General features: G+C 59.7%; 24 protein-coding genes and 1 pseudogene. 7 read left to right on the top strand and 18 right to left on the bottom strand.

Annotated elements, in window-relative coordinates; all coding sequences use genetic code 11:
• Positions 1-255, top strand: a pseudogene (locus QO231_RS17525) (IS6 family transposase); the annotation flags it as partial.
• 35 nt (positions 256-290) lie between these two features.
• On the opposite strand, the gene QO231_RS17520 reads toward QO231_RS17525, so the two are convergent.
• Positions 291-1,514: an IS256 family transposase gene (locus QO231_RS17520; RefSeq protein WP_316779333.1), complete on the bottom strand. Its 1,224-nt coding sequence runs from the start codon at positions 1,512-1,514 to the stop codon at positions 291-293.
• Between the two features lie 60 nt (positions 1,515-1,574).
• A protein-coding gene (locus QO231_RS17515) for an IS3 family transposase (protein ID WP_394356620.1) occupies positions 1,575-2,926 on the bottom strand; the annotation gives its coding sequence in 2 pieces (ribosomal slippage) (positions 1,575-2,588 and positions 2,591-2,926; 1,350 coding nt in all).
• 68 nt (positions 2,927-2,994) lie between these two features.
• Here QO231_RS17515 and dctP point away from each other — a divergent pair.
• Genes dctP through QO231_RS17495 form a run of 4 tightly spaced genes read left to right on the top strand, consistent with a single transcriptional unit; the run spans position 2,995 to position 6,396 of the window.
• Complete coding sequence (gene dctP, locus QO231_RS17510; RefSeq protein ID WP_316779328.1) at positions 2,995-3,789, top strand: TRAP transporter substrate-binding protein DctP; 795 nt, start codon at positions 2,995-2,997, stop codon at positions 3,787-3,789.
• A gap of 5 nt (positions 3,790-3,794) precedes the next feature.
• Positions 3,795-4,310 carry a TRAP transporter small permease subunit gene (locus tag QO231_RS17505; RefSeq protein ID WP_316779325.1) on the top strand — a complete coding sequence of 172 codons (516 nt, stop codon included), beginning with the start codon at positions 3,795-3,797 and terminating at the stop codon, positions 4,308-4,310.
• Positions 4,310-5,614, top strand: a complete 1,305-nt coding sequence (locus QO231_RS17500; RefSeq protein ID WP_316779322.1) for a TRAP transporter large permease — start codon at positions 4,310-4,312, stop codon at positions 5,612-5,614. Before QO231_RS17505 ends, QO231_RS17500 begins: the two co-directional genes overlap by 1 nt.
• Before the next feature lie 11 nt (positions 5,615-5,625).
• Positions 5,626-6,396 carry a cyclase family protein gene (locus QO231_RS17495; RefSeq protein ID WP_316779317.1) on the top strand — a complete coding sequence of 257 codons (771 nt, stop codon included), beginning with the start codon at positions 5,626-5,628 and terminating at the stop codon, positions 6,394-6,396.
• Between the two features lie 60 nt (positions 6,397-6,456).
• Here the strand turns inward: QO231_RS17495 and QO231_RS17490 are convergent, their stop codons facing one another.
• Genes QO231_RS17490 through QO231_RS17475 form a run of 4 tightly spaced genes read right to left on the bottom strand, consistent with a single transcriptional unit; the run spans position 6,457 to position 10,025 of the window.
• Positions 6,457-6,897 carry a hypothetical protein gene (locus tag QO231_RS17490; protein WP_316779314.1) on the bottom strand — a complete coding sequence of 147 codons (441 nt, stop codon included), beginning with the start codon at positions 6,895-6,897 and terminating at the stop codon, positions 6,457-6,459.
• Positions 6,898-6,905: 8 nt separating this feature from the next.
• On the bottom strand, positions 6,906-7,901 hold the full coding sequence (locus tag QO231_RS17485; protein ID WP_316779312.1) for a substrate-binding domain-containing protein: 996 nt from the start codon (positions 7,899-7,901) through the stop codon (positions 6,906-6,908).
• Entirely contained in the window at positions 7,898-9,088 is a 1,191-nt protein-coding gene (locus QO231_RS17480; protein ID WP_316779309.1) for a Gfo/Idh/MocA family oxidoreductase, read from the bottom strand. Before QO231_RS17480 ends, QO231_RS17485 begins: the two co-directional genes overlap by 4 nt.
• On the bottom strand, positions 9,078-10,025 hold the full coding sequence (locus QO231_RS17475) for a PDR/VanB family oxidoreductase (RefSeq protein WP_316779307.1): 948 nt from the start codon (positions 10,023-10,025) through the stop codon (positions 9,078-9,080). The genes QO231_RS17480 and QO231_RS17475 overlap by 11 nt, the downstream gene beginning before the upstream one ends.
• A 112-nt stretch (positions 10,026-10,137) precedes the next feature.
• Between QO231_RS17475 and QO231_RS17470 the strand changes: the two genes are divergently transcribed.
• Entirely contained in the window at positions 10,138-11,415 is a 1,278-nt protein-coding gene (locus QO231_RS17470; protein WP_316779305.1) for a Rieske 2Fe-2S domain-containing protein, read from the top strand.
• A 9-nt stretch (positions 11,416-11,424) separates the two neighbouring features.
• Here the strand turns inward: QO231_RS17470 and QO231_RS17465 are convergent, their stop codons facing one another.
• The 12 genes from QO231_RS17465 to QO231_RS17410 form a co-directional block, all read right to left on the bottom strand.
• Positions 11,425-11,931 carry a MarR family winged helix-turn-helix transcriptional regulator gene (locus QO231_RS17465; RefSeq protein WP_316779303.1) on the bottom strand — a complete coding sequence of 169 codons (507 nt, stop codon included), beginning with the start codon at positions 11,929-11,931 and terminating at the stop codon, positions 11,425-11,427.
• An 84-nt stretch (positions 11,932-12,015) separates the two neighbouring features.
• Entirely contained in the window at positions 12,016-13,929 is a 1,914-nt protein-coding gene (locus QO231_RS17460) for a TRAP transporter permease (protein WP_316779301.1), read from the bottom strand.
• Between the two features lie 85 nt (positions 13,930-14,014).
• Positions 14,015-14,998, bottom strand: a complete 984-nt coding sequence (locus QO231_RS17455) for a TAXI family TRAP transporter solute-binding subunit (protein ID WP_316779298.1) — start codon at positions 14,996-14,998, stop codon at positions 14,015-14,017.
• Between the two features lie 182 nt (positions 14,999-15,180).
• Entirely contained in the window at positions 15,181-15,930 is a 750-nt protein-coding gene (locus tag QO231_RS17450; RefSeq protein ID WP_316779295.1) for a class II aldolase/adducin family protein, read from the bottom strand.
• Positions 15,931-16,289: 359 nt separating this feature from the next.
• Positions 16,290-17,255 carry an aldo/keto reductase gene (locus tag QO231_RS17445; protein WP_316779292.1) on the bottom strand — a complete coding sequence of 322 codons (966 nt, stop codon included), beginning with the start codon at positions 17,253-17,255 and terminating at the stop codon, positions 16,290-16,292.
• Positions 17,246-18,562, bottom strand: a complete 1,317-nt coding sequence (locus tag QO231_RS17440; RefSeq protein ID WP_316779289.1) for an L-fuconate dehydratase — start codon at positions 18,560-18,562, stop codon at positions 17,246-17,248. Before QO231_RS17440 ends, QO231_RS17445 begins: the two co-directional genes overlap by 10 nt.
• Before the next feature lie 59 nt (positions 18,563-18,621).
• Positions 18,622-18,951 (bottom strand): L-rhamnose mutarotase, encoded by a 330-nt coding sequence (locus QO231_RS17435; RefSeq protein ID WP_316779285.1) that lies wholly within the window; start codon positions 18,949-18,951, stop codon positions 18,622-18,624.
• Positions 18,951-20,063, bottom strand: coding sequence for a mandelate racemase/muconate lactonizing enzyme family protein (locus QO231_RS17430; RefSeq protein ID WP_316779282.1), 1,113 nt, complete (start codon positions 20,061-20,063; stop codon positions 18,951-18,953). The genes QO231_RS17435 and QO231_RS17430 overlap by 1 nt, the downstream gene beginning before the upstream one ends.
• A gap of 3 nt (positions 20,064-20,066) precedes the next feature.
• Positions 20,067-21,161 (bottom strand): ABC transporter ATP-binding protein, encoded by a 1,095-nt coding sequence (locus QO231_RS17425; RefSeq protein WP_316779279.1) that lies wholly within the window; start codon positions 21,159-21,161, stop codon positions 20,067-20,069.
• A gap of 4 nt (positions 21,162-21,165) precedes the next feature.
• Complete coding sequence (locus QO231_RS17420; RefSeq protein ID WP_316779277.1) at positions 21,166-22,029, bottom strand: carbohydrate ABC transporter permease; 864 nt, start codon at positions 22,027-22,029, stop codon at positions 21,166-21,168.
• Between the two features lie 4 nt (positions 22,030-22,033).
• Positions 22,034-22,927 carry a carbohydrate ABC transporter permease gene (locus QO231_RS17415; RefSeq protein ID WP_316779275.1) on the bottom strand — a complete coding sequence of 298 codons (894 nt, stop codon included), beginning with the start codon at positions 22,925-22,927 and terminating at the stop codon, positions 22,034-22,036.
• Positions 22,928-23,099: 172 nt separating this feature from the next.
• Positions 23,100-24,422, bottom strand: coding sequence for an ABC transporter substrate-binding protein (locus tag QO231_RS17410; RefSeq protein ID WP_316779272.1), 1,323 nt, complete (start codon positions 24,420-24,422; stop codon positions 23,100-23,102).
• A 135-nt stretch (positions 24,423-24,557) separates the two neighbouring features.
• On the opposite strand from QO231_RS17410, the gene QO231_RS17405 reads away from it, so the two are divergent.
• Positions 24,558-25,355 (top strand): IclR family transcriptional regulator, encoded by a 798-nt coding sequence (locus QO231_RS17405; protein WP_316779269.1) that lies wholly within the window; start codon positions 24,558-24,560, stop codon positions 25,353-25,355.
• Positions 25,356-25,372 lie beyond the last annotated feature (17 nt).

Below are 25,372 nucleotides of genomic sequence, written 5' to 3'. Positions count from 1 at the left end.
CCTCCTGAAATCATCGGATACGCTGTCTGGGCCTATCATCGATTTCCCATGAGTTTGCGCGATGCCGAGGACCTGTTAGCCGCACGCGGTGTTGTGGTCAGCTACGAGACCATCCGCGCTTGGGTTGCGAAGTTCGGGTTACAATATGCCAAGGCGATCCGCCGAGATCGACCCAAAGCGGCGGACAAATGGCACTTGGGCGAAGTCGTCCTTCCGATAAATGGTAAGAAGTATTGGCTGTGGCGCGCCGTCGACAGGAGCTACTGTCAAATCTGGTGTTTGCGGGATCCTCATGCGGCGGCCTGATTTTGGTTTGATGGCTTGAAGCCGTTGATGAAGTCGACGCCTTGGATGACGTCTGCGAGGTGGGCAAAGCCGCGCAGTTTGCGCCACCTTTTTTCGGCGCATTGGCCCAGCTTGAACATCATGTGGAGCATGCCGTCGCGGCTGAGGCAGCCCTTGGTTCGCTTGGTGCGATGGCGGATCGTGGCGAAGGCGCTTTCGATAGGATTTGAAGTGCGAATGCTCTGCCAGTGTTGGGCCGGAAAGTCGAAAAAGGTCAGCAACTCCTCACGGTCTTTGATCAGGCATTGGGTGGCCTTGGGGTATTTCGCCTCGAAAGTTTCGACGAAAAGATCAAACGTCTTGTGCGCATCTTCGCGGGTCTCCGCCTGCCAGATATCGTGCAGCATCTTCTTCGCCCTGGGTTGGGAGCGTTTGGGCAAATAGTTGAGAACATTGCCTGTTTTGTGCATCCAACAGCGCTGCTGGCGTGTGGTCGGGAATGTCTCTTCAAGCGCTGCCCAAAACCCCATGGCACCGTCGCCGATGGCCAGCTTTGGCGCGGTGAGGCCGCGGGATTTGAGGCCCAGCAGCACCTCACGCCAGCTTTGGGTGCTTTCCCGCACGCCGTCTTCAATGGCGAGGAAGTGCTTTTCACCGCGTGCATTTACGCCGATCACGACCAAGGCGCAGAGCCGATCATCAGTGCCGCGTAGACCGCTGTAGATGCCGTCTGCCCAGATGTAGACCCAGTCATCGCGACCGAGGTCAGTCTTGCGCCATTGGTCGTAGTCACTTGCCCACTGCGTCTTCAATCGCGACACGGTTTTGGCCGAGAAACCGGTCGCATCCGGCCCCAGCAGAGCCTTCAGTGCCGCGCCCATCGCACCCGTTGAGATGCCCTTCAAATAGAGCCAGGGCAGCGCGGCTTCGATGGTCTTGGCCTTTCTGACATAGGGCGGGACCAAAGCGGATTTGAAACTGACAGGCGCGCCCGTCTTTGATCGCACCTTCGGGATCTTCACTGTTACAGGGCCGATCCCAGTCTGCACAGCGCGTTCCGGGTGATGGCCATTGCGTGCCACCCCTGCGCGCCCTTCCGGCGTTCGGTGATCTGCAAACTGGGCGAGGAAGACCCCAAGCTCAGCCTCAACCGCCGTCTGGAGCAGCTCACGCGCGCCCTTACGTAGCAATTCCGTGAGGGGATCAGACACGGTGTTGTCCGTCGTCATATAAAATGGAACATCTGAGCGGCCTGAGCTTTGGAGGCTCTGGTTCAGTTGTGTGATTGATTATGCAGCCTGTTTTTGATGTTGCAAGCGGCGTTGTTGGATTGTCCGTTTCTTGATCTTAGCCCTTTCCCTGATGATGGCTTTGTCACGCCCAAAGTAGACGTCAGCTGGTGTGACGTTGTTCAGGCTCTCGTGGTATCGTTCGTTGTTGTAGTAATCGACGAAGGCCCTGATCTGGCGTTCGAGATCGCCGGGTAGATAGTAGTTTTCCAGCAGAACCCGGTTCTTCATTGTTTGATGCCAACGCTCGATCTTGCCTTGGGTTTGCGGGTGGAAGGGTGCACCGCGAACGTGATCCATTTTATGGTCCTCCAGCCATTCGGCCAAATCACCGGAGATGTAACAGGACCCATTATCACTCAGCAGGCGAGGCATGTGGCGAACGATGGCGTGGTCGCACCCTGACGCCGCCAGAGCCAATTCAATCGTGTCAGTCACGTCCTCGGCCCGCATGTTCGTGCAAAGTTTCCAGCCAATGATGTAGCGGCTGTAATCATCCAGGATCGTGCTGAGATAAAACCAGCCCCAGCCAATGATCTTGAAGTAGGTGAAGTCGGTCTGCCACATCTGGTTGATGGCAGTCGTTTTGTCCGTGAACTCGTCGGCGGCTTTGATCACCACATACTCGGGTGCCGTGATCAGATCGGCAGCTTTCAGAATGCGGTAAGCCGAAGATTCAGAGACAAAATACCGCTTCTCGTCGGTATATTTAACCGCCAACTCACGGGTTGTCAGCGCCTCATGTTCCAGCGCGAACTCGATCAGATCATCCCGCCGGGCTTGTGGAATAAGGTTCCAGACAGACTTTGGGCAGGGTGAGCGATCCGCCAGGGCATCAAAACCGCCTTCGACATAACGGTCATACCATCGATAGAATGTGGTGCGCGGGATACCCAGCATATCGAGGGTCTGCTTCGCGGGCAGATGGGACCCCTCAACGGTCCGGATGATTTCCAGTTTCTCAGACGCCGGGTATCTCATTCCTCGAACTCCCCAGCCCCTGTCATGCTTTTTTTGAGGAGACGGTTTTCCAGGGTCAGATCGGCAACGCATTCCTTCAGTGCCGTCGCCTCGGATCGCAGCTCTTTCACCTCGGGTGAGGTTGCCTGGCGGGCTGTATCGCCAGACAGACGGCGCTTCCCAGCCTCGAGGAATTCCTTTGACCAGCTGTAATACAGGCTTTCGGAGATGCCCTCGCGGCGGCACAGAACAGAGATGGTTTCTTCGCCGCGAAGGCCCGCCAGAACAATGCGGATCTTCTCCTCGGAAGAATAGGTTTGCCGCGTCTTGCGGCGGATGGTTTTGACCAGCTTGTCAGCCGAAGCTTTGCTGGTTCCGGATTTCTTGTTCATCTTCACTCCTTGACGGTTACGATGAACCAGAAATCCTCCGTTAGCTAAATCTCAATTCTGTCCCACAGGTGCTGACGTTAGACACTCTGTTCGAACCGTCATTGCTGAGCCTGCAGAACGTCACCTATGCGACGCCGTTCGGCTCGCCGGAAGTGGATATCGTGTTCGGCGTGGTTGACGGCATGCACGAGACGATCCCCGATATGCGCAAGCTGTGGGAAAGCCACGACATGGAGTATCTCGGCGGCGGGTTCGGGCTGGAAGACTATCTGCTGATGACCGAGTTTCCGGTCACCAGCATCGAGGATTTGAAAGGTCGCAAGATCAATGCGCCGGGGCCGGCTGTGAACTGGCTCAAGGGGACAGGTGCTGTTGGCGTATCGGGCAACCTGACGACCTATTACAATGACATTCAGACCGGTGTGGCCGAGGGCGTGATCGTGTTTCCGACGGCTGCGGCCGCCGCCAAGCTGTTTGAGGTTGCGCCCTATGTGACCCGGACCGGCTTTGGTGCGCAATACGCCGGGGCCATCGTCGCCAAGAAGAGCTGGTTTGATGAACTGCCCGCAGAGGTGCAAGAGGCGATCCGCACCGGGGTTGCCGAATTCGCAGTGGCCTATCGTGCCGGGTTGGAAGAGCGTGTCGTTGGTGCCTTTGCTGCAATGGAGGCCGGTGGCGCGAATGTCAGCGTGCTGGCCGCAGAAGAACGTCAGAGATGGGCGCAGTCGCTGCCGGATATCGCGGGCGATTGGGCGCGGGCACAGGATGAACAGGGCCTGGACGGCACCGGGGTGGTCAACACCTATATGCAAGAGCTGAAAGATGCCGGCGTGCTGCTGCCCCGCGACTGGACGGTAGAGTAACCCACATGGCGCAAACTGGCGGGCTGGCAGGGCGCATTGCCGGCGGCGTCATGTCGATCGCCAATGTCGCCGCGACAGTCTGGATCCTGTTGCTGATGGTGTTGATCCTTGCGGATGTGATCGGGCGCAATGCCTTTCTGTCCCCGATTGCGGGCGTGCCGGAGATGGTAAAGTTCTCCATCGTTGGGATCGTCTTTCTACAGATCGCCCATACTCACCGGCACGGGCAGATGATCCGCTCGGACGCGCTGCTGGGTATGCTGATGCTGCGGCGCCCACGGATCGGGGCATTGTTGGATCTGGTGATGCAACTGGCAGGGGCCGGGGTATCGCTGATGATCGCACGGGCGGTCTGGCCCAAGGCGGTGCGCGCCATTGATCGTGGCGAAATGGAAGGGATCGCGGGCCATTTCCAGATGCCGGTCTGGCCCTTTCTGGTCATTGTTGCCGGAGGGGCGGCATTGCTGGCGCTGTCGTTTCTGATGTCTGCCATATCTGCCGCGCGCAAGGTGGCGGCCTGATGGACAACCTGATGATCGGGTACCTGTCGCTGGCCGCGATCGGGTTGGCGATCTATGCCGGGATGCATGTGGCTATCGCACTGGCGGGTATCTCGTTCGTCGGCATGTGGGCGATCACCGGCAAGACGGCTCTGGCGCTGAATTTCGTGGCATTGGCGGGAACGGATTCGATCGCGGAGTACACCTTTGGCGTGGTGCCCCTGTTCGTGCTGATGGGTCTGGCAGTCAGTGAATCGGGGCTTGGGCGTGATACCTTTGCCATCATCGCGCGATCCATGCAGCGCTGGCGCGGCGGGCTAGGAGTGGCAACCGTGCTGAGCAATGCAGTCTTCGCCGCGATCACCGGGATCTCCATCGCATCAGCAGCCGTGTTTTCCAAGGTGGCGGTGCCGCAAATGGTCGCCGCCGGGACCAGCCGGACCGTGGCCGTGGGCACGGTGGCCGGGTCGAGCGTGCTGGGCATGCTGATCCCGCCATCATTGCTGTTGATCCTGTTTGCGATCCTGACCGACAGTTCGGTGGGCGATCTGTTCCTCGGCGGGATCGGACCGGGGTTGGTGCTGGCGCTGGCATTTGGGATCTATCTGACGCTGCTGGGGCGGTTCCGTCCGGCGCTGTTTGACGGGCCGCGCACAATGGGTGACGCCGATGACACCACGCCGGGGCTGCTGATCGTACCGGTGCTGGGACTGGCGGGGATGGTTCTGGGTGGCATTTATGCCGGGTTTTTCACACCGACAGAGGCCGGGGCCGTGGGGGCGGCGGCGGCGCTCGCACTTGCCTTTGCCATGCGCCGGATCAGCGCATCGGGGGCCTGGCGTATTGCCGTCCAGACGGGCCATATCACAGCCGCCGTATGCTTCCTGATCGTCGGTGCGTCGATCTACGGGCGAATGCTGGCGTTCTCGGGGGTTCCGGCCTCGGTCACCGGATGGGCTGTCTCCAGCGGGATCGGCCCTCTGGGCTTCCTGTTCCTGTTCGCACTGATCGTCGCGCTGATGGGGACGATTCTGGACAGTTCGTCGATCATGCTGGTCACGGTGCCTCTGGCCTTTCCGATCACGCAGGCACTGGGTATCGACGTGGTACATTTCGGTCTTGTGACGGTTCTGGCGGTCGAAATCGGGTTATTGACGCCGCCTCTGGGCCTGTCGGTCTTTGTGGTACAGGCGACGTTGCGCGACGAGGGAGTGACGCTGGGCGAGGTGTTTCGCGGCGCGGCTCCCTTTGCCGTGATCATGGCCGTGGTGCTCTGCGCCGTGATCCTGGTTCCTGAAATCGCAACCGGCCTGGTTGGCCGCTGAAGGAGAGTATTATGAAACTGATCGATCTGGCGCGCCCGCTTGAAAACACCAGGTTTGCCGATCCGCCGGGGCTGGACCCGGAAATCGAATATTATGCACATGACGATACCGCACCGCAAATTCTTGGTTTTTTCCCCGGCGTCACGCGCGAGGATCTGCCCGGCGGCGAAGGTTGGGCGGTGGAGAAAGTCACGCTGTCTACCCATAACGGCACCCATCTGGACGCGCCCTATCATTTTCATTCCACCATGGATGGAGGACAGCGGGCGATCACCATTGACGAGGTGCCACTTGACTGGTGCATCGGGCCGGGGGTGAAGCTGGACCTTCGTCATCTGCCAGACGGTCATGTTGTCACGGCCGCCGAGGTTGCGGCCGAGTTTGACCGCATCGGTCATGATCTGCGATCCGGTGACATCGTGCTGGTAAATACGGCGGCGGGCGCGGCCTATGGTCAGCCGCATTACGTCGCCACCGGGTGCGGCATCGGGCATGAGGCAACCTGCTGGATGACCGAGCGGGGGATGCGGGTTTGTGGTACCGATGCCTGGAGCTGGGATGCGCCGTTCATCCACACGGCAAAGAAGGTGGCGGAAACCGGCGACGCCAGCCTGATCTGGGAAGGCCACCGCGCTGGCATGGTGCGCGGCTATTGCCACATGGAAAAGCTGGCCAATCTGGCAGACCTTCCCGCGACCGGGTTCGAGGTGCAGTGCTTTCCGGTAAAGATCAAGGCGGCGAGCGCAGGCTGGTGCCGCCCCGTCGCGATCCTGAGAGACTAAGGTGAAGTCGAGTGTCTTGATCACATGTCTAACCCGATCGGCTGGACCCAGACAGAGGCATCAGGCTTCGCGGGCAATCCGATCCAGAAGGGCCGCCGCCCCGGTAACTTCGCGCAGGGGAAACTTGGTGGCCGCCTCGCTGTCGTCGCCATGGCGCAGTGTATGGCCGTTCCAGAACCACCCGTACAACACTGCGCCGTCGCGTCCGCGCACCGGGGTCCTGAATGTGGGAAACACCCGGTCCACCTTTGGCACCGGAGCTTGGCCCAGTGATTTTGCCGGGCATCCGGCACGCGCGAGTGCCGCTTTCAACGGAATCAGCACCTTGAACGCGGTCTTGGTCCTTTCCGCAGGATCCGGACCAGACCAGGGTTGACGGGACAGGCCTCTCAGCACCCGGACCACCGGCGGATAGCTGGGGTGATGGTGGGTCACCTGCACATGGGCAAAGGATCCGTTCACGGCGATTTCGATCACCTCGCCGGGCAGGAATTCGGACATTGGAGCGCTCAAAGGCTGTAGGATTCGACGGTGGCAGGGTGGAACAGCTCGTCTACTGCGACACGGCGCGGGGACAGACCCTGATCCGCGTGATAGCCTAGAAACGTCTCCAGCACATGCGCGTTGCCCGGCAATCCATATGTCCAGGGATCCGGACCCATCAGCCGGTGCGCGCGGGCGAGGTTGTCTTCGACAAAGGGCATTGTGACCTTGGTGGCCGAAGTATCCGCCAGAGCCTCGACAGCCAGTGCACGAGCGCGTTCAAAGGCTTTCAACAGCGCGCCGGGCAACCAGGGGTGCGTGTCCGCCAGCGTGCGGCGCAGACCCAGCACATGCATGATCGGAAAGATCCGTGTCGTTTCATAGTAAGCCGCCGCCGCCACCATGCTGTCCTCCCAAAGCCGACCAACCTGCGGATGCCCCTCGGCAAAACAACGCGGCGCACGTGGCCCGACAAAGCCATCAATCTCGCCCTCGGCCAGCATCGCATTCAGGGTCGCCCCCTCGGGTGCGTCTTCCATCGTGACCCCGGTCGGCAAGTTGACCTTGATCTTTTCAGGTCGTCCCGGAGATTCCATACCGCCGCGTATCCAGATGATATCAGAAGGCAGAACACCGTGATGTTCCTGCAAGATCCCGCGGACCCAGACATTGGCCGAGAGCTGATACTCGGCTACGCCAATGCGCCGCCCCATCAGATCCTCCGGTCCATCAATCCCGCGATCCTTGCGGACATAAACCGACGTATGCCGGAAAGCGCGGCTGAGAAATACCGGGATGGCCACATACTGCGGATCGCCCCGCGCAACCGAGATTGAATAGGAAGAGAGCGACAACTCGGTGACATCAAACGCCTGATGACGAAACGCGCGAAAGAACATCTCTTCGGGGCTCAACAGCATTGGCAGTGGAGACACCCCGTCGATCTGGACCCGCCCGTCAACAATGGGGCGCGTGCGGTCATAGTCTCCCATCGCAAGCGAGAGTTTCAGCGTATCGGTCATGGTTCTTCTTTCTGCGTCGGTGCTGCGATCTGCCGGGTCAGGTCGACAATCTGGCCGGTGGCGGCGGAGGTGAGAATGGCGTGGCAAACCTCGAGGCTGGCAAGCCCCCAGGCACCGGTCTGGACCGGAGGCTGCCCGTGTCGCAGCGCCTGCCAGAGCGCGTCGACCACGCTGGCACGGGGCGCCGCGTGCAGCGGCGCCGCGCGAAAGCCGCGGCTCGTACCGCCGTTGATCTCGACCCCGTCAGGCGTCAGACGCAGATCGGCGCGATCGCAGGCGACAATCACCGGGCCAAAATGTTCGTGATGCTGGGGTGGCGCAGGGGACTCGCCGCCGCCATAGGTACGACGGGCTTTCAGTGTTGCTTCGGAAGCCGGGTCTGCACCTGACAGGGCGCGACGGGCCGTTCCATAGGCAGCAGGGTCCTTGTCATGGCCAAGCTCGCCCACATTGCCCATCCAGATGTCGCTGTCGAAATGGGCATAACCCGAATAGGTCAGCGTGGCAAAGACGCCGTTCTCGAATTGCAACAACGCGCTGTATGCGCCCTCGGTTGGTCTGGCCGCATCCCATGCGCCGGTCATGGCAGACACACGTTGACCAAGACCTCCTGCCAGCAGGCGCACCATGTCGATCTGATGCACCGCCTGGCTGAACAGAATGCCGCCGCCCTGATCCGTACGCAGCTCTTCGGCGCGGCGTGGTCGATAGAGGAAGTCGGTATAGTTCAGCGCTTGGATCATGCGCAGAGAGCCAAACTCGCCGCTGGCAATGATCTGCCGCGCCAGTTGCACCGGCGCGTCGAAGGAATGGCTTGGCCCGACAATCAGATGCACCCCGGCCCGGTCACAGGCCGCAACCATGCGTGCGCCGTCCTCAAGTGATACCGCGAGCGGCTTGTCCACGAGGACGTGCTTGCCGGCCTCTGCTGCGGCAACAACATGATCCGCGTGCATCTGGTGCGGGGTGGCAACGTAAATTGCCTCGACCTGTGGATCGGCGCACAAAGCCCCGACATCGGCATGGGTCGTTCCTCCGAATTCACCTCGAAACGCAGTGCGGCTGGCCGCGCGCGGCGCCGCTGCGGCAGTCAGACGCAACCGGGTATCGGCGCGAAAGGTCGGCAGCATCAGGACAAAGGCCCGGCCCAACCCCGCCACGCCCAGCCTGATCGGTTCAGAGGTCAAGGACCAAACCTCCGCCGGCGCTGCGGCTGACACAGATCATGATCTTTTCGGCTCTTTCCTCGTCCATCAAGACCATATCGCGGTGATCCGCGTCCCCAGCAATCAGCCGCGTCTTGCATGTACCGCAGGTGCCGCTCTCGCAGGAACTGACAGTGCGCTCACCCGCATCGCGCAGCGCTTCCAGGATCGACCGGTCGGCAGGAACCGTGATCGTCCGCCCCGATTTGCGCAATTCAACGTCAAAGGCGACGTCATCCGCCCGTACCACCTCGACCGGCTTGAAGTCTTCGAAATGTACACGACCCTCGGGCCAGTGGCCTGAAATCGCGCGAATTTCCTCCATCAGCGGCTTTGGGCCGCAACAAAAGACGTGGGCTTTCTGTGGTTCTTCAAAATGGTCCCAGAAATCATAGACCTCTGCGGGATCACCACCATCGTGGTGCAACGTGAGCCGGTCGCCATAGGTGATCGACATCTCGTCGAGATAGGCGGTTTCTCTTGCGTCGCGGGAGCAGTAGATGATGCGGAATGGCTTGCCCGCGCGATCCAGTTCGCGCGCCATCGACAGGATCGGGGTTATTCCGATGCCGCCTGCGATCAACAGGTAGTCCGGGGCGTCGGTCAGGGCAAAGCTGTTCTCGACCTCCATCAGGTCCATCACCGTTCCCAGTCTTGCCTGTTCATGCATCGAGGCAGAGCCTCCGCGGCTGTCGGTCTCACGCTTGACCGCAATCACATAGGTTTCAGGGCTCAATTCAGGATTGATGACGGAGTAGCGCCGCATTGCGCCGGATGGCGTGCGCAGGGTGGCATGGGCCCCGGCGCTGATCGGTGGCAGGCTGCCGCCCGGTGTCGGTGACAGCACGAATTCCGTGATCGTTGGCGTCAGGTCTCGCCGCCCTGTTACCATCACCTGCCGTGGCTGATCCGCGGTCATTTTCGCCCTCATATTCCGTCTTGTATGTACTTAGATAGCTAAGTATATTCTGTCAACAAGGTACCCGATTGTGGTCTGCAGACCTGACTGGTGACCCACCAAGGAGATGCCCATGCTGACCCGGAAAGAAAACGACCTGTTGACGCTTGTTACCGGCGACGCACCCATGCGCCAACTGATGATCCAGCACTGGACCCCCGTTTGCCTGATCGAAGAGGTGGCCGAGCCGGATGGTGCGCCGCTGCGTGTCGAGTGTCTGGGTGAAAAATATGTTGCCTTCCGCGACAGCATGGGGCGTGTCGGGTTGCTGGATGAACTCTGCCCGCACCGCAAGGCGTCGCTGGTTTACGGGCGGAACGAAGAATGCGGTTTGCGCTGCCTGTATCACGGCTGGAAATTCGACGTTGAAGGCAAGGTGCTGGCCATGTCTTCGGAACCCGAAGGCAGCCCGCTGATGAACAAGGTCAGTGCCCGTGCCTATCCGGTCAACGAGTGGGGTGGGTTTGTTTGGGCCTGGCTGGGTAAGGCCGAAAACGCGCCCGCCTTTGATCCACCCGCATTCGCCCCCGCAAATGACATCCCCATCGCAATCCTCAAGATCCGCGTGCCAGCCAACTGGGCACAGATCCACGAGGGCCAGATCGACAGCGCGCACAGCTCGTCCCTGCATTCGTCAGATATGAAACCGGCGCGTGTCGAAGGGGCGGCGGCGGATGACAGGGCCTGGTACCGGCCATCAACCGACAAGTCGCCCCGGATGCAGACGGAAACCACCAGCTATGGGTTTCACTATGCGGCGATCCGACGCCCGATCAAGAACGCGCAAACGCACAACTATCTTCGCATCACCGAATTCGTGGCCCCCTATTATTCGCTGATCCCGCCCAACAACAATTACAACGTGGCCTCCGTGATCGTGCCGATCAATGACGAGGAAACCGCCTTTCACTTCATTGCATGGGGTGATCGCAACACGCCTTCGACCGAGGATTGGCGACATTTCAATCATGCCGTTCCCGGTGAGGATCTGGATGAACTATGGCGTCCAAACCGCCGAGATGACAATAATTTCCTGCAAGATCGCGACCTGATGAAAGAGGGAAATTTCACCGGCATCCGCGGTATCCCCAACCAGGACATAGCGATGTGGGTCAGTATGGGCGCGCGGGTCGAACGGCACAGTGACACGTTGGGTGCGTCGGATCTGGCAATTGTCGAGTTTCGCCGTCTGATGGTGGATGCGGCCAGCAAAATCGCCGAAGGCGGCAGAGCCATCGGCACGGAAGAGCCGCGTTTGCCGCAGGCCCAAATCGCCTCGCGCGAAGGGGTCTATCCAAAAGAAACAGACTGGCGCGATCTGACCCGGCATGGCAGGGCCGCCGCAGAATAGCCGCAGCGCTCAGATGTCCACGCTGCTGTTTCGGGTGGGCGGCATACGCGCGCCGCGTGTGGCGGCCTCTTCCTCATCCCGTTTCAGGTTATCGATAATCGTCAGCAGTGCATCGCGAAGCGCGTCCTGTGCTGTTCTGTCCAGACCGCCAACGGCCACGTCGTTGACCTCAACTGCCAACGGCTCCAACTGATCGCGCAGGTCACGACCCTTTTCGCTCAGAAAGACATGCTGGCGGCGTTGGTTGCCGGGCAGGTTGCGCCGGGTGATCAGGCCAAGAGTCTCGAGTTTTTGCAAGGCGGTGTGTGTCGTCGGCTCGGTCACGCCAGCCATCCGGCTGAGCTCGCGCTGAGATTGGCCTTCTTTGGTCCAGAGGATGCGCAGGAATATCCACTGACCAAAGCTGATCCCGTGACCGGACAGGCGAATCTGCAATGTGCGGTTGAATGCGCGCGCTGCCAGACGGACCAGCCGTGCCAGGCGCTCGTCGATCAAGCCCGTGTCGCCATTGTCCATTCTATTCGCCTGCCGGACTGTTCTTTCCTAGTGTCGTGATAGAGCCTGATCGGGGTTCCCGCAAGGATCCCACGAAAGAGAGGGTCATTCGCCAGTCGCGCCTTTGGCCTCAGGCGCGCGCTCCTGTGCCTTGCTCCAGACCCAGGCGCACCCGGCCAGAACCAGCGCCCCGAGCCAGGACAGCAAGCCGCCAAACAGCAACAACAGCCCTGCCGCAGTCAGCGCCAGACGCGGACCACGACCCAATGGTGTCCGGTAGTACCCTTCGGCTGCCACCGCCACCAAACTCAGCCCGGCGACCGCACCGATCACCGCAACCAGGATCTCGACCACGCTGCCCTTCAGCAGCAAGGCGGGTTGATAGACAAAGGCGAAGGGGATGAGAAACGCACCCAAGGCGATCTTGACCGCCTGCACAGCGATCACCAGCGGGTTTTCATCCGCAATGGCGCTAGCTGCATAGGCCGCCACCGCCACGGGCGGGGTCAGGGCAGACATGACCGCAAAATAGAGAATGAACAGGTGCCCGGCCAGCAGATCAATTCCCAGGTCCTGCATAACCGGTGAGATCAGGACCGCAGCAAGAATATATGCGCTCGGAGTCGGCATCCCCATCCCCAGCAGCGTTGTCAGTAAGGCTGCGATGATCAGCGATGCCAGCACGTCTGCCCCGGAGATCATGAACACGAGTGTCGAAAATTTCGATGCCAGTCCGGTCATCGTGATCCCGCCGATCACCAGCCCCGCTGCGGCACAGGCCCCGGCCACGGCGACCATGCGGAAACTGGTCTCGGCCAGTACATCGTAAATATCCGCAATCCCCATGCGAGTCGCCCTGCGTAGCATCGACACGCCGAGCACTCCGGCCAGCCCATAGAGCGCGGAATAGGTCGGGGTATATCCCTTGATCAGCGCCCAGCTGATCACCACCAGCGGCACCACGAACAACCCGCCGTCCTTGATGATCCGGCCCAACGAAGGGATCGTCGACAGATCGACGCCGCGCAGGCCTTCGCGCAGGGCCCGCAAATGGACCTGCAGGTAGATCGGCACGTAATACAGCAGCGCGGGGATCAAGGCCGCCAGCGCGATTTCGGCATAGGGGATGCCGGTGTATTCGGCCATGATGAAGGCGGCGGCACCCATCACCGGCGGCAACAGGCTGCCCCCCGTCGAGGCGGCGACCTCGGTCGCGGCAGCAAAGGCGGGGCGGTAACCCATCGTCTTCATCATTGGGATGGTCACGCTGCCCGTGGTGACCACATCCGAAGTCGGGCTGCCCGAGATCGTCCCATAGAGACCGGAGGAGACCACCGCGATCTTGGCCGGCCCGCCGACGGTACCACCGGTCAGATAGGCCGCGAGATTGTAGAAGAACTGTGCGCCACCTGCCTTGGAAAGGGCGGTGCCGAACAACACGAACAGAAAGGCATAGGTCGCCGCAACGCGCAGCGGGACACCAAAAAGCCCGTCGGTTGTAAAGACGGTAATATCGAGAAAGTGGACATAGCTGATCTCGCCATGTCCCAGAACGCCGCCGAGGCGATCACCCCAAAGGTTGTACGCCAGAAAGAGCAGCACGATCAGCGTCAGGCCCATTCCGACGGTGCGGCGCATCGCTTCGATCGCCAGCAGCAGGATCACCGATGCCGAGATCACGTCAGCCGTATCCAGCGGGTCCAGAAGAGTGATCCGCATCGAGATCAGGTCTGCCTGCGTTACGAAATATGTACCGACCGCGACCGACAGTGCTGCCAAAACCCAATCAATCAGGTTCACGCGGGTCTTGGCCGATGTCGGGGACGGCCCGATCAACAGGAAGGTCAACACCAGCATCAACGCCAGAAACGTCATGGTCAATGTCAGGGAATCCGCGCGTGAAAAGCCCGCGGCATAGACCACCCAAATCGCAGACCCGGCAGCAAAGGCCTTGGCCAGATGCCCGGTCAGACCTTCGGGGCGACGGCGCGTACCAGTGCTGAAGAAGAAATCGAACACGCCTACCTGCCTCGGGACTTCGCGGGTGGATCTGCCAGGCGGGCGCAAAGGCGCCCGCCCGCTGTTTCAGTCAAGACTGAACCGCTCAGGAGCCGGACTTGTCAAAGACGGTCTGCGCTGCGGGGTGATAGGGCACGGTCTTGGCCCCGCCCATCAGCTCGACGTCCAAAGGCGCCATCGCCTTGTGAACGCCCTGCAGCTTGTCGATATGCGTGACGAGCGCGGCTGCCACATTGCCGACCATCTCGGGGTCGGCATCTGCGCGCACGAACAACTGTGCGGAAACCGTCAGGGTCAGCGTGTCTGCATTGGTCCAGTCATAGGCCGCATTCGGGATGGTATAGGCCTGAATATCCCATTCATCTATAACGGTCTGCACGGTCGCTTCGCTGATCGGCAGCAGCTTCACATCGATTGAAGACGCCAGTTCGCGGATCGAAGAGTGATTGACAAAGAGAGAATTCAACAACATGTCCACACGCCGGTCACGCATCAGGTCGCCTTGTTCGCCCGAGGCCGCATATTCCACGCTGCCACCCCATTCCTTGATCTGATCCGGGCTTGCGCCGACGGCGTTCAGCATCGATTCTCCGATCCCGCTGACGATGTTGCCACGCCGGTTGAGGACCACCGTGATCGGCAGTTTCTTGGCGGCGATGTCCTCAAGCGAGGTCAGCCCATGCTCCTCGGCATAATCGGCATTCACGATCGCCTGCATCGGCGCCCAGGAATACAGCTGTGCGACGGTGGCAAGGTGGTCCATCTTTTCCTTGAAAGGCGGCAAACCGGCCAGCGCGGCCTTGGCCTCGGCATCGTGAATAATCGCCAGATCGCATTTTCCCTGCGCCAGGAGCGCAACATTGGCCAGACCGCCGCCAGAGGTTTGATAGGTCACCGTCGATCCCGGATAGGCCTCTTTTACCGCCGCGTCGACACCGGCGCCGAGCAGGCTCCACAACCCGCCGGGGCTCGCTCCACACATGGTCAGGTTATAGACCTGCGCATTGGCCCCTCCGGCCGCCAGCGCAAATGACAGCGCCAGTATGGCGCTCCGGATAATGCTGTTCATTGATCTTCCTCCCTGATCGCTGATGCCTGTACCGGTTGAGATCAACGGTCAAACACTTAGCTATCTAATATTATGCATGATAGAAGTCTCTATAATGTTGTCAACGCTCTCGTCCGCCAGTGCCTACTGCCCCGTTTCCAAGGCAAATGACTGCGTGGTTGCTCGGTTTTTCCTCAGGTCAGCTACAATCCGGCGAAACCAGCCCGCGCCGTCCAGTAGTCCCACGCGCGGTCCACACAGAGATCGTTGAGCAATGTCTCCGAGGCCAGCCGGGCCTCGCCCTCGCTGATGTATCCGGGGCGTGTGATCTGAAGTGCGTTCAGGAAAAGCTCTGCGTTTTCCTTGAGGTAGATCGACACCATGCAAACCTGTCTCAGCGTCGGCATAGCACAGACCGCTCCGTGCGCTCGCAGCAAGGCAACTCGGTTCCGACCAAGCACCCGCGCCAGCGACGCGCCCTGCTCGGCGGTTTCAACCAGCATGTTGGTATCGCCGAATTCATCCTGGCTGTCCCATGTGTCGATCCTTGTTCCAATCACCGAACCCATGTGAAACACTGGTTTGAGAGGCGGTTCCTGTGTCATCGTGAACGGCAGGACAGACCGTGCATGATGATGGGTTACGGCGTTGACATCCGGGCGGGCGCGATAGATTTCACCGTGAATGGCACGCTCGCGATAGGGGCTTCGGTGATCGTTGCCGAGCAGATTGCCGTCCAGATCAAATTCCAGAATGTCGTCACGTGTTACATTGGCCGGACTGCGGGACCGTGACAGAAAGTACCGCCCGGGATCGAATGGGTGGCGCAAACTCACATGGCCAAAATCATCGATCACATCCTCGCGGGCCAGAATGCGATTGGCGATCACGAGCTCTGAGATCGCGGCGTCGATACCGGCTTTGGTGTGGTCCGGCGGATACTGCTGCGGCATGGCGCGACTCCTGACATTGATATCGCCGTCAGACTATCCAATGTCAGGGCGACCCGATAATCAATAGTTCAGGCCTCACTCATGGCATTTGAGATATCCAAAAGCGGTCCGATTTCACAACTATCGCTCCAAAAACCAGTGGGTCTGTGCTCTGCTCGAGGCGGGTTCAGTATCGCCTGCGGCGGAACAGCTGGAAGTCTTCAACCCGCCATCACCACGCTGGTCCGGTCGTTGGCAAAGACGATGGGCGGCAGCCTGACCGATCGACAGGCCGGACGCAGCGGTCAATCGCGTGATTTGCTCCTTTTCGGGTTTCCAGCAGAAAGCAATCGCCACACGATATCGCGCCCTGAAATAGGTTAAGAGAAATGCCGATCAAACGCCTCTGGAACCGGTGTGTTCAGTGCCGCCAGGTTGCACTGCAGCGAGGACACCTTGGCGGTTCCCAGCAGGACCGAAGCCGTCAATTCATGTCGCCGTGCAAAATGCAGGGCCGCCGTCGCCAAAGGAACGCCAAGTTGCTCGGCCTTGGCTTGCAAGTGCGTTACCTGCGCGATGACTTCGGGCGTCGCCGGTTCGTAGTCATAGGTTGCTCCTTTGACCGGGCCGGTTGCAAGTATTCCGGAATTGAAGATACCGCCAAGGACAAGGCTCGTGTCCTGCCTGCGACATCTGGCCGTCAATTCCCGCTCTGCACTGCGATCGAGCAGTGTCAATCGACCGGCCAGCAGAATGACGTCGATCGGGCCGTGGTCCATCACATCCAGGCAAATCTGATTTTCGTTCACACCCAGCCCAAACGCCCGGATCCTGCCCTGCTCTTTCAGGCGAACAAGACGCTCGAACCCTGAGCCAAGAAAGGCCTCCATATGCGCGGCGTTGTCTGCGCCGTGCGTATATGTGCCGATGTCATGGACAAATATGATGTCGGCATAGGTCGTTTGAAGCAGATCGAGGCTGTTTTCCAGTGACGCTTCGAGACCGTCGCCGGAGTAGTCATGGCGCACGGCATTGGGGAGCGGATCGACAAATCCGTCGACCTCTGCCATCGGCGCGCCCGGTGACAGCACACGTCCGACCTTGGTCGAGACCACAAACGCGTCGCGCGGCATGCGCGACAGAAACCGACCCAGACGCTGTTCCGCCAATCCGCGACCATAGCGCGGTGCCGTGTCGAAATATCGAATGCCCGCGTCCCACGCACATTGCAACACGTCCTGGGCCTCCTGATCCGTCGCCGCGCGATACAGGTTGCCGATGCTTGCGCAGCCAAAGGAAATCTCGGTGACCTTGACGTCCGTGGTGCCGATCCTGTTCAAACGCATCGCGCCGCTCCTTTTTGGTCGGTGTCGGAATCTGTTTCCTGAAACGTGAACTCTGCAATGGAAGCGGCCTTCATTTCGATCGAGAACCCCGGTGCCCGCGGCGCGAGATAGGCACCGCGCTTGACGATGCAGGGATCGACGAAATGTTCGTGCAGGTGATCGACATATTCGATCCGATTGTCGTTCTTCTCGCGCGATATTGCGAGATAATCGATCATCGCGAGGTGCTGCACATATTCGCAGAGGCCCACGCCCCCGGCATGGGGCCAGACGGGAAGACCGTATTTCGCGGCAATCAGCATCACGGCCACTACCTCGTTCAACCCGCCCATGCGACAGGCATCGACCTGAACGATATCAATCGCGCCGGCGGCGATGAACTGTTTGAACATGATCCGGTTCTGACACATCTCACCCGTCGCCACCCTGATTGGCGCAATGCCTTTGCGGATCTTGGCGTGGCCGAGGATGTCATCTGGACTGGTGGGCTCTTCGATGAAAAACGGCCGCGCAAAGGCCAGTTCCCTGATCCAGTCGATGGCTTGATCAACTTCCCAGACCTGGTTGGCGTCGATCATGATATTCATGTCTTCGCCCAACTCTTCCCGGGCAATGGTCAGGCGGCGAATGTCATCTTGCAGGTTGCGACCCACCTTGAACTTGGTGTGCGTATAGCCGGATGCTCTGGCTTCCCGGCAAAGGCGGCGCAGTTTATCGTCGGGATAGCCGAGCCATCCTGCGGATGTCGTGTAGCAGGGATAGCCTTCGGACTTGAGTTTGGCGACCCGGTCGCTCTTTCCCTCTGCGCCATCGCGCAGGATGACCAATGCCTCGGCCTTGGTCAGCACGTCGGTCAGATAGCGAAAGTCGATCAGGTTCAAAATCTCTTCGGGCGACATTTCTGCGACCAGTTGCCAGACCGGCTTGCCGGCTTCCCTGGCCCAGAGATCCCAGACCGCATTCACCACCGCACCCGCGGCAAGGTGAATGGCGCCCTTGTCCGGCCCGATCCAACGCAACTGGCTGTCGCCGGTCACGTGGCGCCAGAACCGCCCCATGTCCTCGCGGATCCAGTCCATCTCCAGTCCGATCAGCAAATGGCGCATGGCCTTGATCGCCGTGATACAGATTTCGTTACCGCGCCCGATGGTAAATGTCAGGCCATGTCCCCGATGCTGACCGTCGGTTTCCAGCACCACGTAGGCCGCCGAGTAATCCGGATCGGGGTTCATCGCGTCCGAGCCATCCAGCGACGCAGAGGTCGGAAACCGCAGGTCATGTGTCACTAGTCCGGTAATGCGTGTCATCAGGCCGCGACCACGTTTGTTTCTTGCAGGCCGGATTGGCCTCTGTTCTGTGTCATGTTTCAATCCGTATGAAAGACTTCCTGCATCATCGCCCATTGCTCGCCGTCGGCGCGGCTGGCAAGTGGCGACTGGCAGGGATCGGTGTGGCGCCACCATTCGCGCGTTCTGGGGTCATTGCCCATGCGGGCCATGTCACCCTCGAAATCCGTGCCGTGATACTCCCAGTATCCGAACAACAGATTTTCCGGCTCTCGCAGGAAAATGGTGTAGTTGCGAATGTTACTCTGGGCGATCTGCGCCAGAACGTCCGGCCAGGCCGCAGCGTGCAGGCGTTTGTAGGTCTCGATCATATCGGGCTTGATCCCGATCACCATTCCCATGCGCTGCATCAGGTCGCACCATCGATTGCGACGAACATCAGGGATTTGTCTGCGATGGCGTCCTCGTCCCAATTGATGCCAAGGCCGGGTTCATCCGAGGGCACCGCGAACCCGTCCTTGATCTGCATGGTCTCAGCGGTGACGCTGTCGAGTTGCGGGATGTATTCGAGCCATTTTGCGTTCTGCACCGCGCAAACCAGCGGGAGATGCAGTTCCATCAGGAAATGCGGACAGACCATGACATTGAACGCTTCGGCCAGATGCGCCACCTTGAGCCAGGGTGTAATCCCTCCAATCCGTGCCACGTCGACCTGAACGATCGAAGCCGCGCCCAGTTGCAGATAGTCCTTGAACTGGCTGGCGGAATACATGCTTTCGCCAACGGCAATCGGCACCGACGTGCGCCGCGACAGTTCGACATGGGCATTCACATCATCCGCCGGCATGGGTTCCTCGAACCAGCCGATGCCGTTTTCCTCGAGAACCCGCGCCCGGCGGATCGCTTCTGACAGGGTGAACCCCTGGTTGCCGTCAGTCATGATCTCGTAGCTGTCACCGACTGCGGCGCGCACGGCCTCAAGCCGCGCCGCGTCCTGGCTGATATGCTCGCACCCGATCTTGATCTTGGACCCGCGAAAGCCGCGGCCCTGCATCTCGACCGCATCACTGACCAAGGCCTGCGTCTCCAGATGCAGCCAGCCGCCTTCGGTGGTGTAGAGCGGGATACGCTCGCGCGCACCACCTGCGGCTTTCCAGAGCGGCAGGCCAGCCTTCTTGCACTTCAGGTCCCACAATGCCGTGTCGATCGCGGCGAGCGCCAGAGAGGTAATCGCCCCGACCGCCGTTGCATGGGTCCTGAACAACAGGTCCCGCCAAATGCCTTCGATCCGGTCGGGGTCTTGCCCGATCAGCGCAGGAGCCAGCGTACGCTCCAGCAGCGCCATGATCGACGGACCACCGGTGCCGATGGTATAGCTGTACCCGGTCCCGACGGCCCCGTCGCTGTCGTGGAGCGTCACGAAAGGCGTTTCCTGGCTGACAAAAGACTGGATGGCATCAACCCTCTTTACCTTGGGAACGAGGTTGATCATTTGAAGTTCTACGCGCGTAATCTTGGCCATATCCTATCTCCGGATCGCTTCTGAACTGGCAGCATCAAACACATGGCATTTGTCCAGCATCAGGTGGAATTTCAGGGTTTCACCCGGGCGCACAGGGCGCGGATTGAGCATCTTGGCCTGCACTTCGGTGCCGGCGACCTCGGTAAAGAGCAATGTCTCTGTGCCCAGTGGCTCGGTCAGCGTCACGGTCAGATCCAACGCGGTCATTTCACCACCCTCCTGCACGGAATGGCCATCGGGCATCAGATTGTCTGCTCGAAAACCGAGTTGGATCTTCTGCCCCGATTTGACCAGTCCGCGCACGCCGACAGGCACCGGTACGGCAGGTCCGCCCGCGAGGCTGATCGTATCGGCATCCGTGACGCGGCCGTCGATCAGGTTCATGGGGGGTGAACCGATGAAGGTTGCAACAAACGTGCTGACAGGCGCATTGAAGAGGTCCAGCGGCGTGCCGACCTGCACGATATGCCCATCCCGCATCAGCACGATCCGGTCGGCCAGCGTCATCGCTTCGACCTGATCGTGGGTCACGTAAATAATGGTGTTTCCAACGCGTTGATGGAGTTTCTTAATCTCAACTCTCATCTGGGTGCGCAGCTTGGCGTCAAGGTTCGAGAGTGGCTCGTCAAAGAGGAAGACATCAGGATGGCGCACGATGGCACGGCCCATCGCGACGCGTTGCCGCTGCCCACCTGAGAGTTCGGAGGGCTTTCGGTCCATCAGTTCATTCAGGCCCAGAATTTCGGCGGCTTCCTTGACCGCCGCGCCGATCCTTGCCGCGTCGGCCTTGGCGATCTTCAGGGAAAACCCGAGGTTTTCGCGCACAGTCATATGCGGATAGAGCGCGTAGTTCTGGAAGACCATCGAGATGTTCCGCTCGCGCGGCGGCAGATCGTTGACGACACGGCCACCGATGGTGATCTCGCCGCCCGAGATATCTTCCAGGCCAGCGATCATGCGAAGCGTGGTGGATTTTCCACAGCCTGAGGGGCCGACCAGCACGACGAATTCACCATCCTGAATACTCAGATCAATTCCGTGCACTGCGCGAAACTTGCCGTAATCCTTGACGACGTTTGAAAGGCATACTTCGGTCATGTCTTTATCCTTTGACGCCGCCGAACGTGAGGCCGGCAATCAGGTGCTTTTGTACGATGAAGGTAAGGATCAAGGCCGGCACGATCATCAGGACTGCCAGCGCGCACATGCCGCCCCAGTTGATGGTGAACTCTGCCGTAAAGTCCAACAGGCCCACGGGCATGGTTTTTGAGCCAACGGATCGGGTCAACTGCGAGGCCAGTGCAAATTCGTTCCAGGAGGTGAGGAAGGCGAAAATCGCAGCCGAGGCAACACCCGATCGCGCCACCGGAAATTCAACCCGCCAGAAGGCTTGCCACCGGGTGCAGCCGTCGATCTCGGCAGCTTCGTGCAGTTCCTTGGGGATCTGGCGAAAGAAGCCGTCAGTGAGCCAGATGGTGAACGGCACGTTCATCGCCACATACGCCAATATCAGACCGAAATGCGTGTCGATGATGCCCAAGCGGGCAAAGACGATGAACAAGGGTAGAGAAAGTGCGACACCCGGCACCGCGCGAAACAGCATCAAGCCGACAAAATAGCCTGACTTTCCCTTGAACCGATAACGGGCAAAGGCATAGCCGCCGGACATGCCGATCAGTATGGCGATGAGGGTCGACGTCACCGAGACGATAAGAGAGTTGCGAAAATACGAGAAGACCGGAACGCCGCCCTCACCGGCACCGCCAAACATGGCGCGGTAGTGTTCTAGGGTGAACGACGGATTCCACACCGGCGGTTTGGCCATGATCTCGACCGTGGGACGGAACGAATTCAGCACGATCCAGAGGCCTGGAATGCAGATGATCGACATGGTCAGGAAGAGCACGATGAAATGAAGCGTTTTCAGGGCGCGCTTGCGATTCCGGTGGGTGAGGTTGTGGTCCATTTGACTATCCCGCCATTCCGATTTCGGCGCGTGCGGCGCTGAGTTTGCGGAAGAAATAGATGGTGAAGAGGATGGAAAGGATGATCGAGACATAGCCCATCGCATTGGCCAGCCCCATGCGGGCGTCGACATAGCCGGTGCGGCTCATCAGGGTCCACAACAGCTCTGTGCGACGTGCGGGGCCACCCCCTGTCATGATTTGCACGATGTCATAGGCCCGCGCCACATCGAGGCTGCGGATGGTCATGGCGATGTAGATGAAAGGCATCAGAAAGGGTAGGGTGATGTGGCGGAATGTCTGCCACGGGGTGCACCCATCGACCTTGGCCGCCTCGAGCGGATCGCGTGGCATGGCAAAGAGCCCTGCGAGGATCAGGATCGCGAAGACGGAGGTGCTCATCCAGATCTCGGCGAACATGATCGAGAACATGGCCAGCTTTCCGACAACCAGCCATGGCAGCGCGACGTCAAATCCCAGCGACTGCAGCACGTTGTTCACCAACCCGATATTGTCGTTGAATATGAACTTGAACTGAAAGCCCACGAGGATCGGCGAGAACATCATCGGGAACATCAGGATCGTCCGCAAGGTGCGCTGACCCCATGTCACCCTGTTCATCAAGAGCGCGATGCCAAGCCCGAACAGCAGCTCCACGTTCAGAACGATGGTCAGGAACAGCACCGTGCGTCCGAAGGCTGCCCAGAACTTCGCATCTGTCAGGATCTTTTCGTAGTTGTAGGTTCCGACCCATTTCCACAGCGTTGAGGGCCGCGTCAGCTTGTAGGGCGTAAAGCTCGAATAGAGCGAAAAGATGAGGGGGATGAGCACAACTGCGGCAATCACGATGATCGCAGGCAACAGAAGGACAAACCACTCGGGCAAGCGGCGGCGGGTCATGATGCACCTATTAGAGCGTTTGCGGCGGCCGGGGGCCGGGCAGGCCCGCCCCCGAACACGATGTGTTGCCTAGAGCGTTTCGCGTTTAACTTGGATCATCCGGTGTTACCTAACGCGTTGAAATCTATGATTTCAGGCATCGCTAGGTGATTCAGGTTTAACGCGGAACGATTTAGTAGTAGCCGGATTCGCGCATCAGTTCGTCCACCTCTGCGGCGGCGTCATCCAGTGCCTCCTGGACGGTCTTGTCACCGACAATCGCGGCCTGCAGTTCCGGGAACACGATGTTGGTGGTTTCGCCCCACTCGGGGATCGGCGGCACTGCAAAGGCATATTCGGCGCCGGCGGCGAATGCGGCCAGCGCTTCGGCACGGTAAGGATCATCCCCATTCTGTGCCGCCTTGACGTTCGCATCCCAGACCGCCGACCGGGTCGGCAACGACCCACCGGCGCTCTCGGCGAGCTGGCTCTCTTCGCTGGTCAGGAAGTTGACCAGTGACACCGCCGCCTCCTTGTTCGTGCAGTCGTTGGTCACCGAGAATCCATGATGGCCAGACCAGCCCGTGCGGGTGACCGAGCCCATCGGCTGGATTGCCACGCCGACATTTCCAGCGGCCTTTGACGACTCGGGATCGTTGAAGAACCCGGCCCAGCCCGGCCAGTCAAGATTCAGAGCGACAGTCCCGCTGGCAAAGCCCTGACCGAGATCGTCCCAGACATAGGACGTCGTACCGGCGGGCACGGCGTTGGCCTCGTAGAGATCAACAAACCATTGCAAAGCCCGCTGCCCCGCGTCCGAGTTGAAGATCGGTTTCTTGTTTTCGTCCAGGTAGTTGCCACCCTCGGCCACAACCATCTCGTAGAATCGCCCGACGATCGCCTCGTCCTTGCCCGCATACTGTGTGCCGTAAAAGTTTGGCGGGTCGGCAAAGAAGATCGCCTGATCCTTTACCTGCGCCCAGGTTTCCGGAACGGCCAGATCATAGCCATATTCTGCCTTGAATGCAGCGGATTTGTCGGCGTCCTCGTAATTCGACTTGAGGTAATAGAGGACCGAAACGTCGAATTGCGCGCGCGGCAGCATCAACAGCTCGCCATCAACCGTGGACGCCTTGATGTTTCCCGGAACGAACTCGGCAATCGATTCTTCGGAAACGAGCCCCTTCAGGTCGACATACAGGCCCTCGTACTGGGGGGCGAACGATGAATGGTTGGAACCCACACACCAGTTTGTGGTGCCTGCAGCCATGTCAGACTTGATCTCTTTGTCGATCTCAAAATGGCTTTTTTTTGAGATGATGTTGACGGTGGCGCCGGTTGCGGCCTCCCACTCGGCAATGCGGCCATAAAGTGCTTCATACTGTTGACCGCCGATAAGCTTGGCCTCGACCGTGACACCATCAAAGCTGCCCCAATCCGAAGCGATGGCCGAGTCGGTGACGGCCACCAGGGCCGCGCTCGACATCAAGGCCATGATAATATTGCGTTTCCTCATTTTTCCCTCCCAGGTTGTCGTTTGGAAAACTCGCTTATTCATTCGTATGTAAATCATCTATTCATTTATAAATCAATCTTGACTTGAATTACCTTGTGCCCGAAAATCCCCTGGGCAGAGGAAGTCAGGGCTGGCATGGACGACACCACCGACAAGTACCGCGCTCCGGCTCTTGAGAAGGGACTCGACATCATCGAGCTTCTGGCCAGTCATGGTGAGGGTCTGACGCAGGGCGAAGTCGCAAGATCATTGGACCGGTCCCCCTCTGAGATTTACCGCATGCTCTCGACGCTCGTGCGTCGCGGCTATGTCACGCGTTCATTGTCGGGCGACCGCTACTCGCTGAGCCTCAAGATGTTTTCGATTTCTCAACGGCATCCACCGATCGGTCGTGTGATCGAGCATGGATTGCCGAGAATGCGCGCGTTGACGCGCAGGACCTGGCAATCCTGCCATATGGGAATGGAGAGCAACGGGGATATCGTGATCGTGGCCTCGGCGGAATCGCCCGGCAACTGGGGATTGGCGTTGAAGACCGGCACCGTCGTCGGGCTGTGGAACACCGGCTCCGGAAGGGTTCTGGCGGCCTTTCGCAGTGACGATGAAATCGAAGACCTCATCGAACAGCACAGGTTGGCCGTTGGCGAGCCGGCGATCGACCGAGATGGGCTTTCGGGTCACATCGAACGCATTCGCAACCTCGGCTATGAACAGATGCCGTCGACAACCGCGCTCGGCGTGACCAATATCGCTTTCCCGATTTTTGATCCGGGCGGACGTGCCGCTGCGGTGCTGAGTTGTCCCTATCTGGAACGCGTTGATGATCTGAAGGTTCCGACACTCGAAGAAGTGGTCCTCCTGCATGGCCAATTGGCCAGGGAACTGACGGCAATCTATGGCGGTACCTCAGAGGCGGACGTCTGGCGCACCTGAGGTCCAAAATCAAAGGC

Source organism: Sedimentitalea todarodis, from assembly GCF_032595355.1.
In the GTDB taxonomy this organism is placed as follows: domain Bacteria; phylum Pseudomonadota; class Alphaproteobacteria; order Rhodobacterales; family Rhodobacteraceae; genus Sedimentitalea; species Sedimentitalea todarodis.
This window is presented reverse-complemented; position numbering and strand designations above follow the sequence as displayed.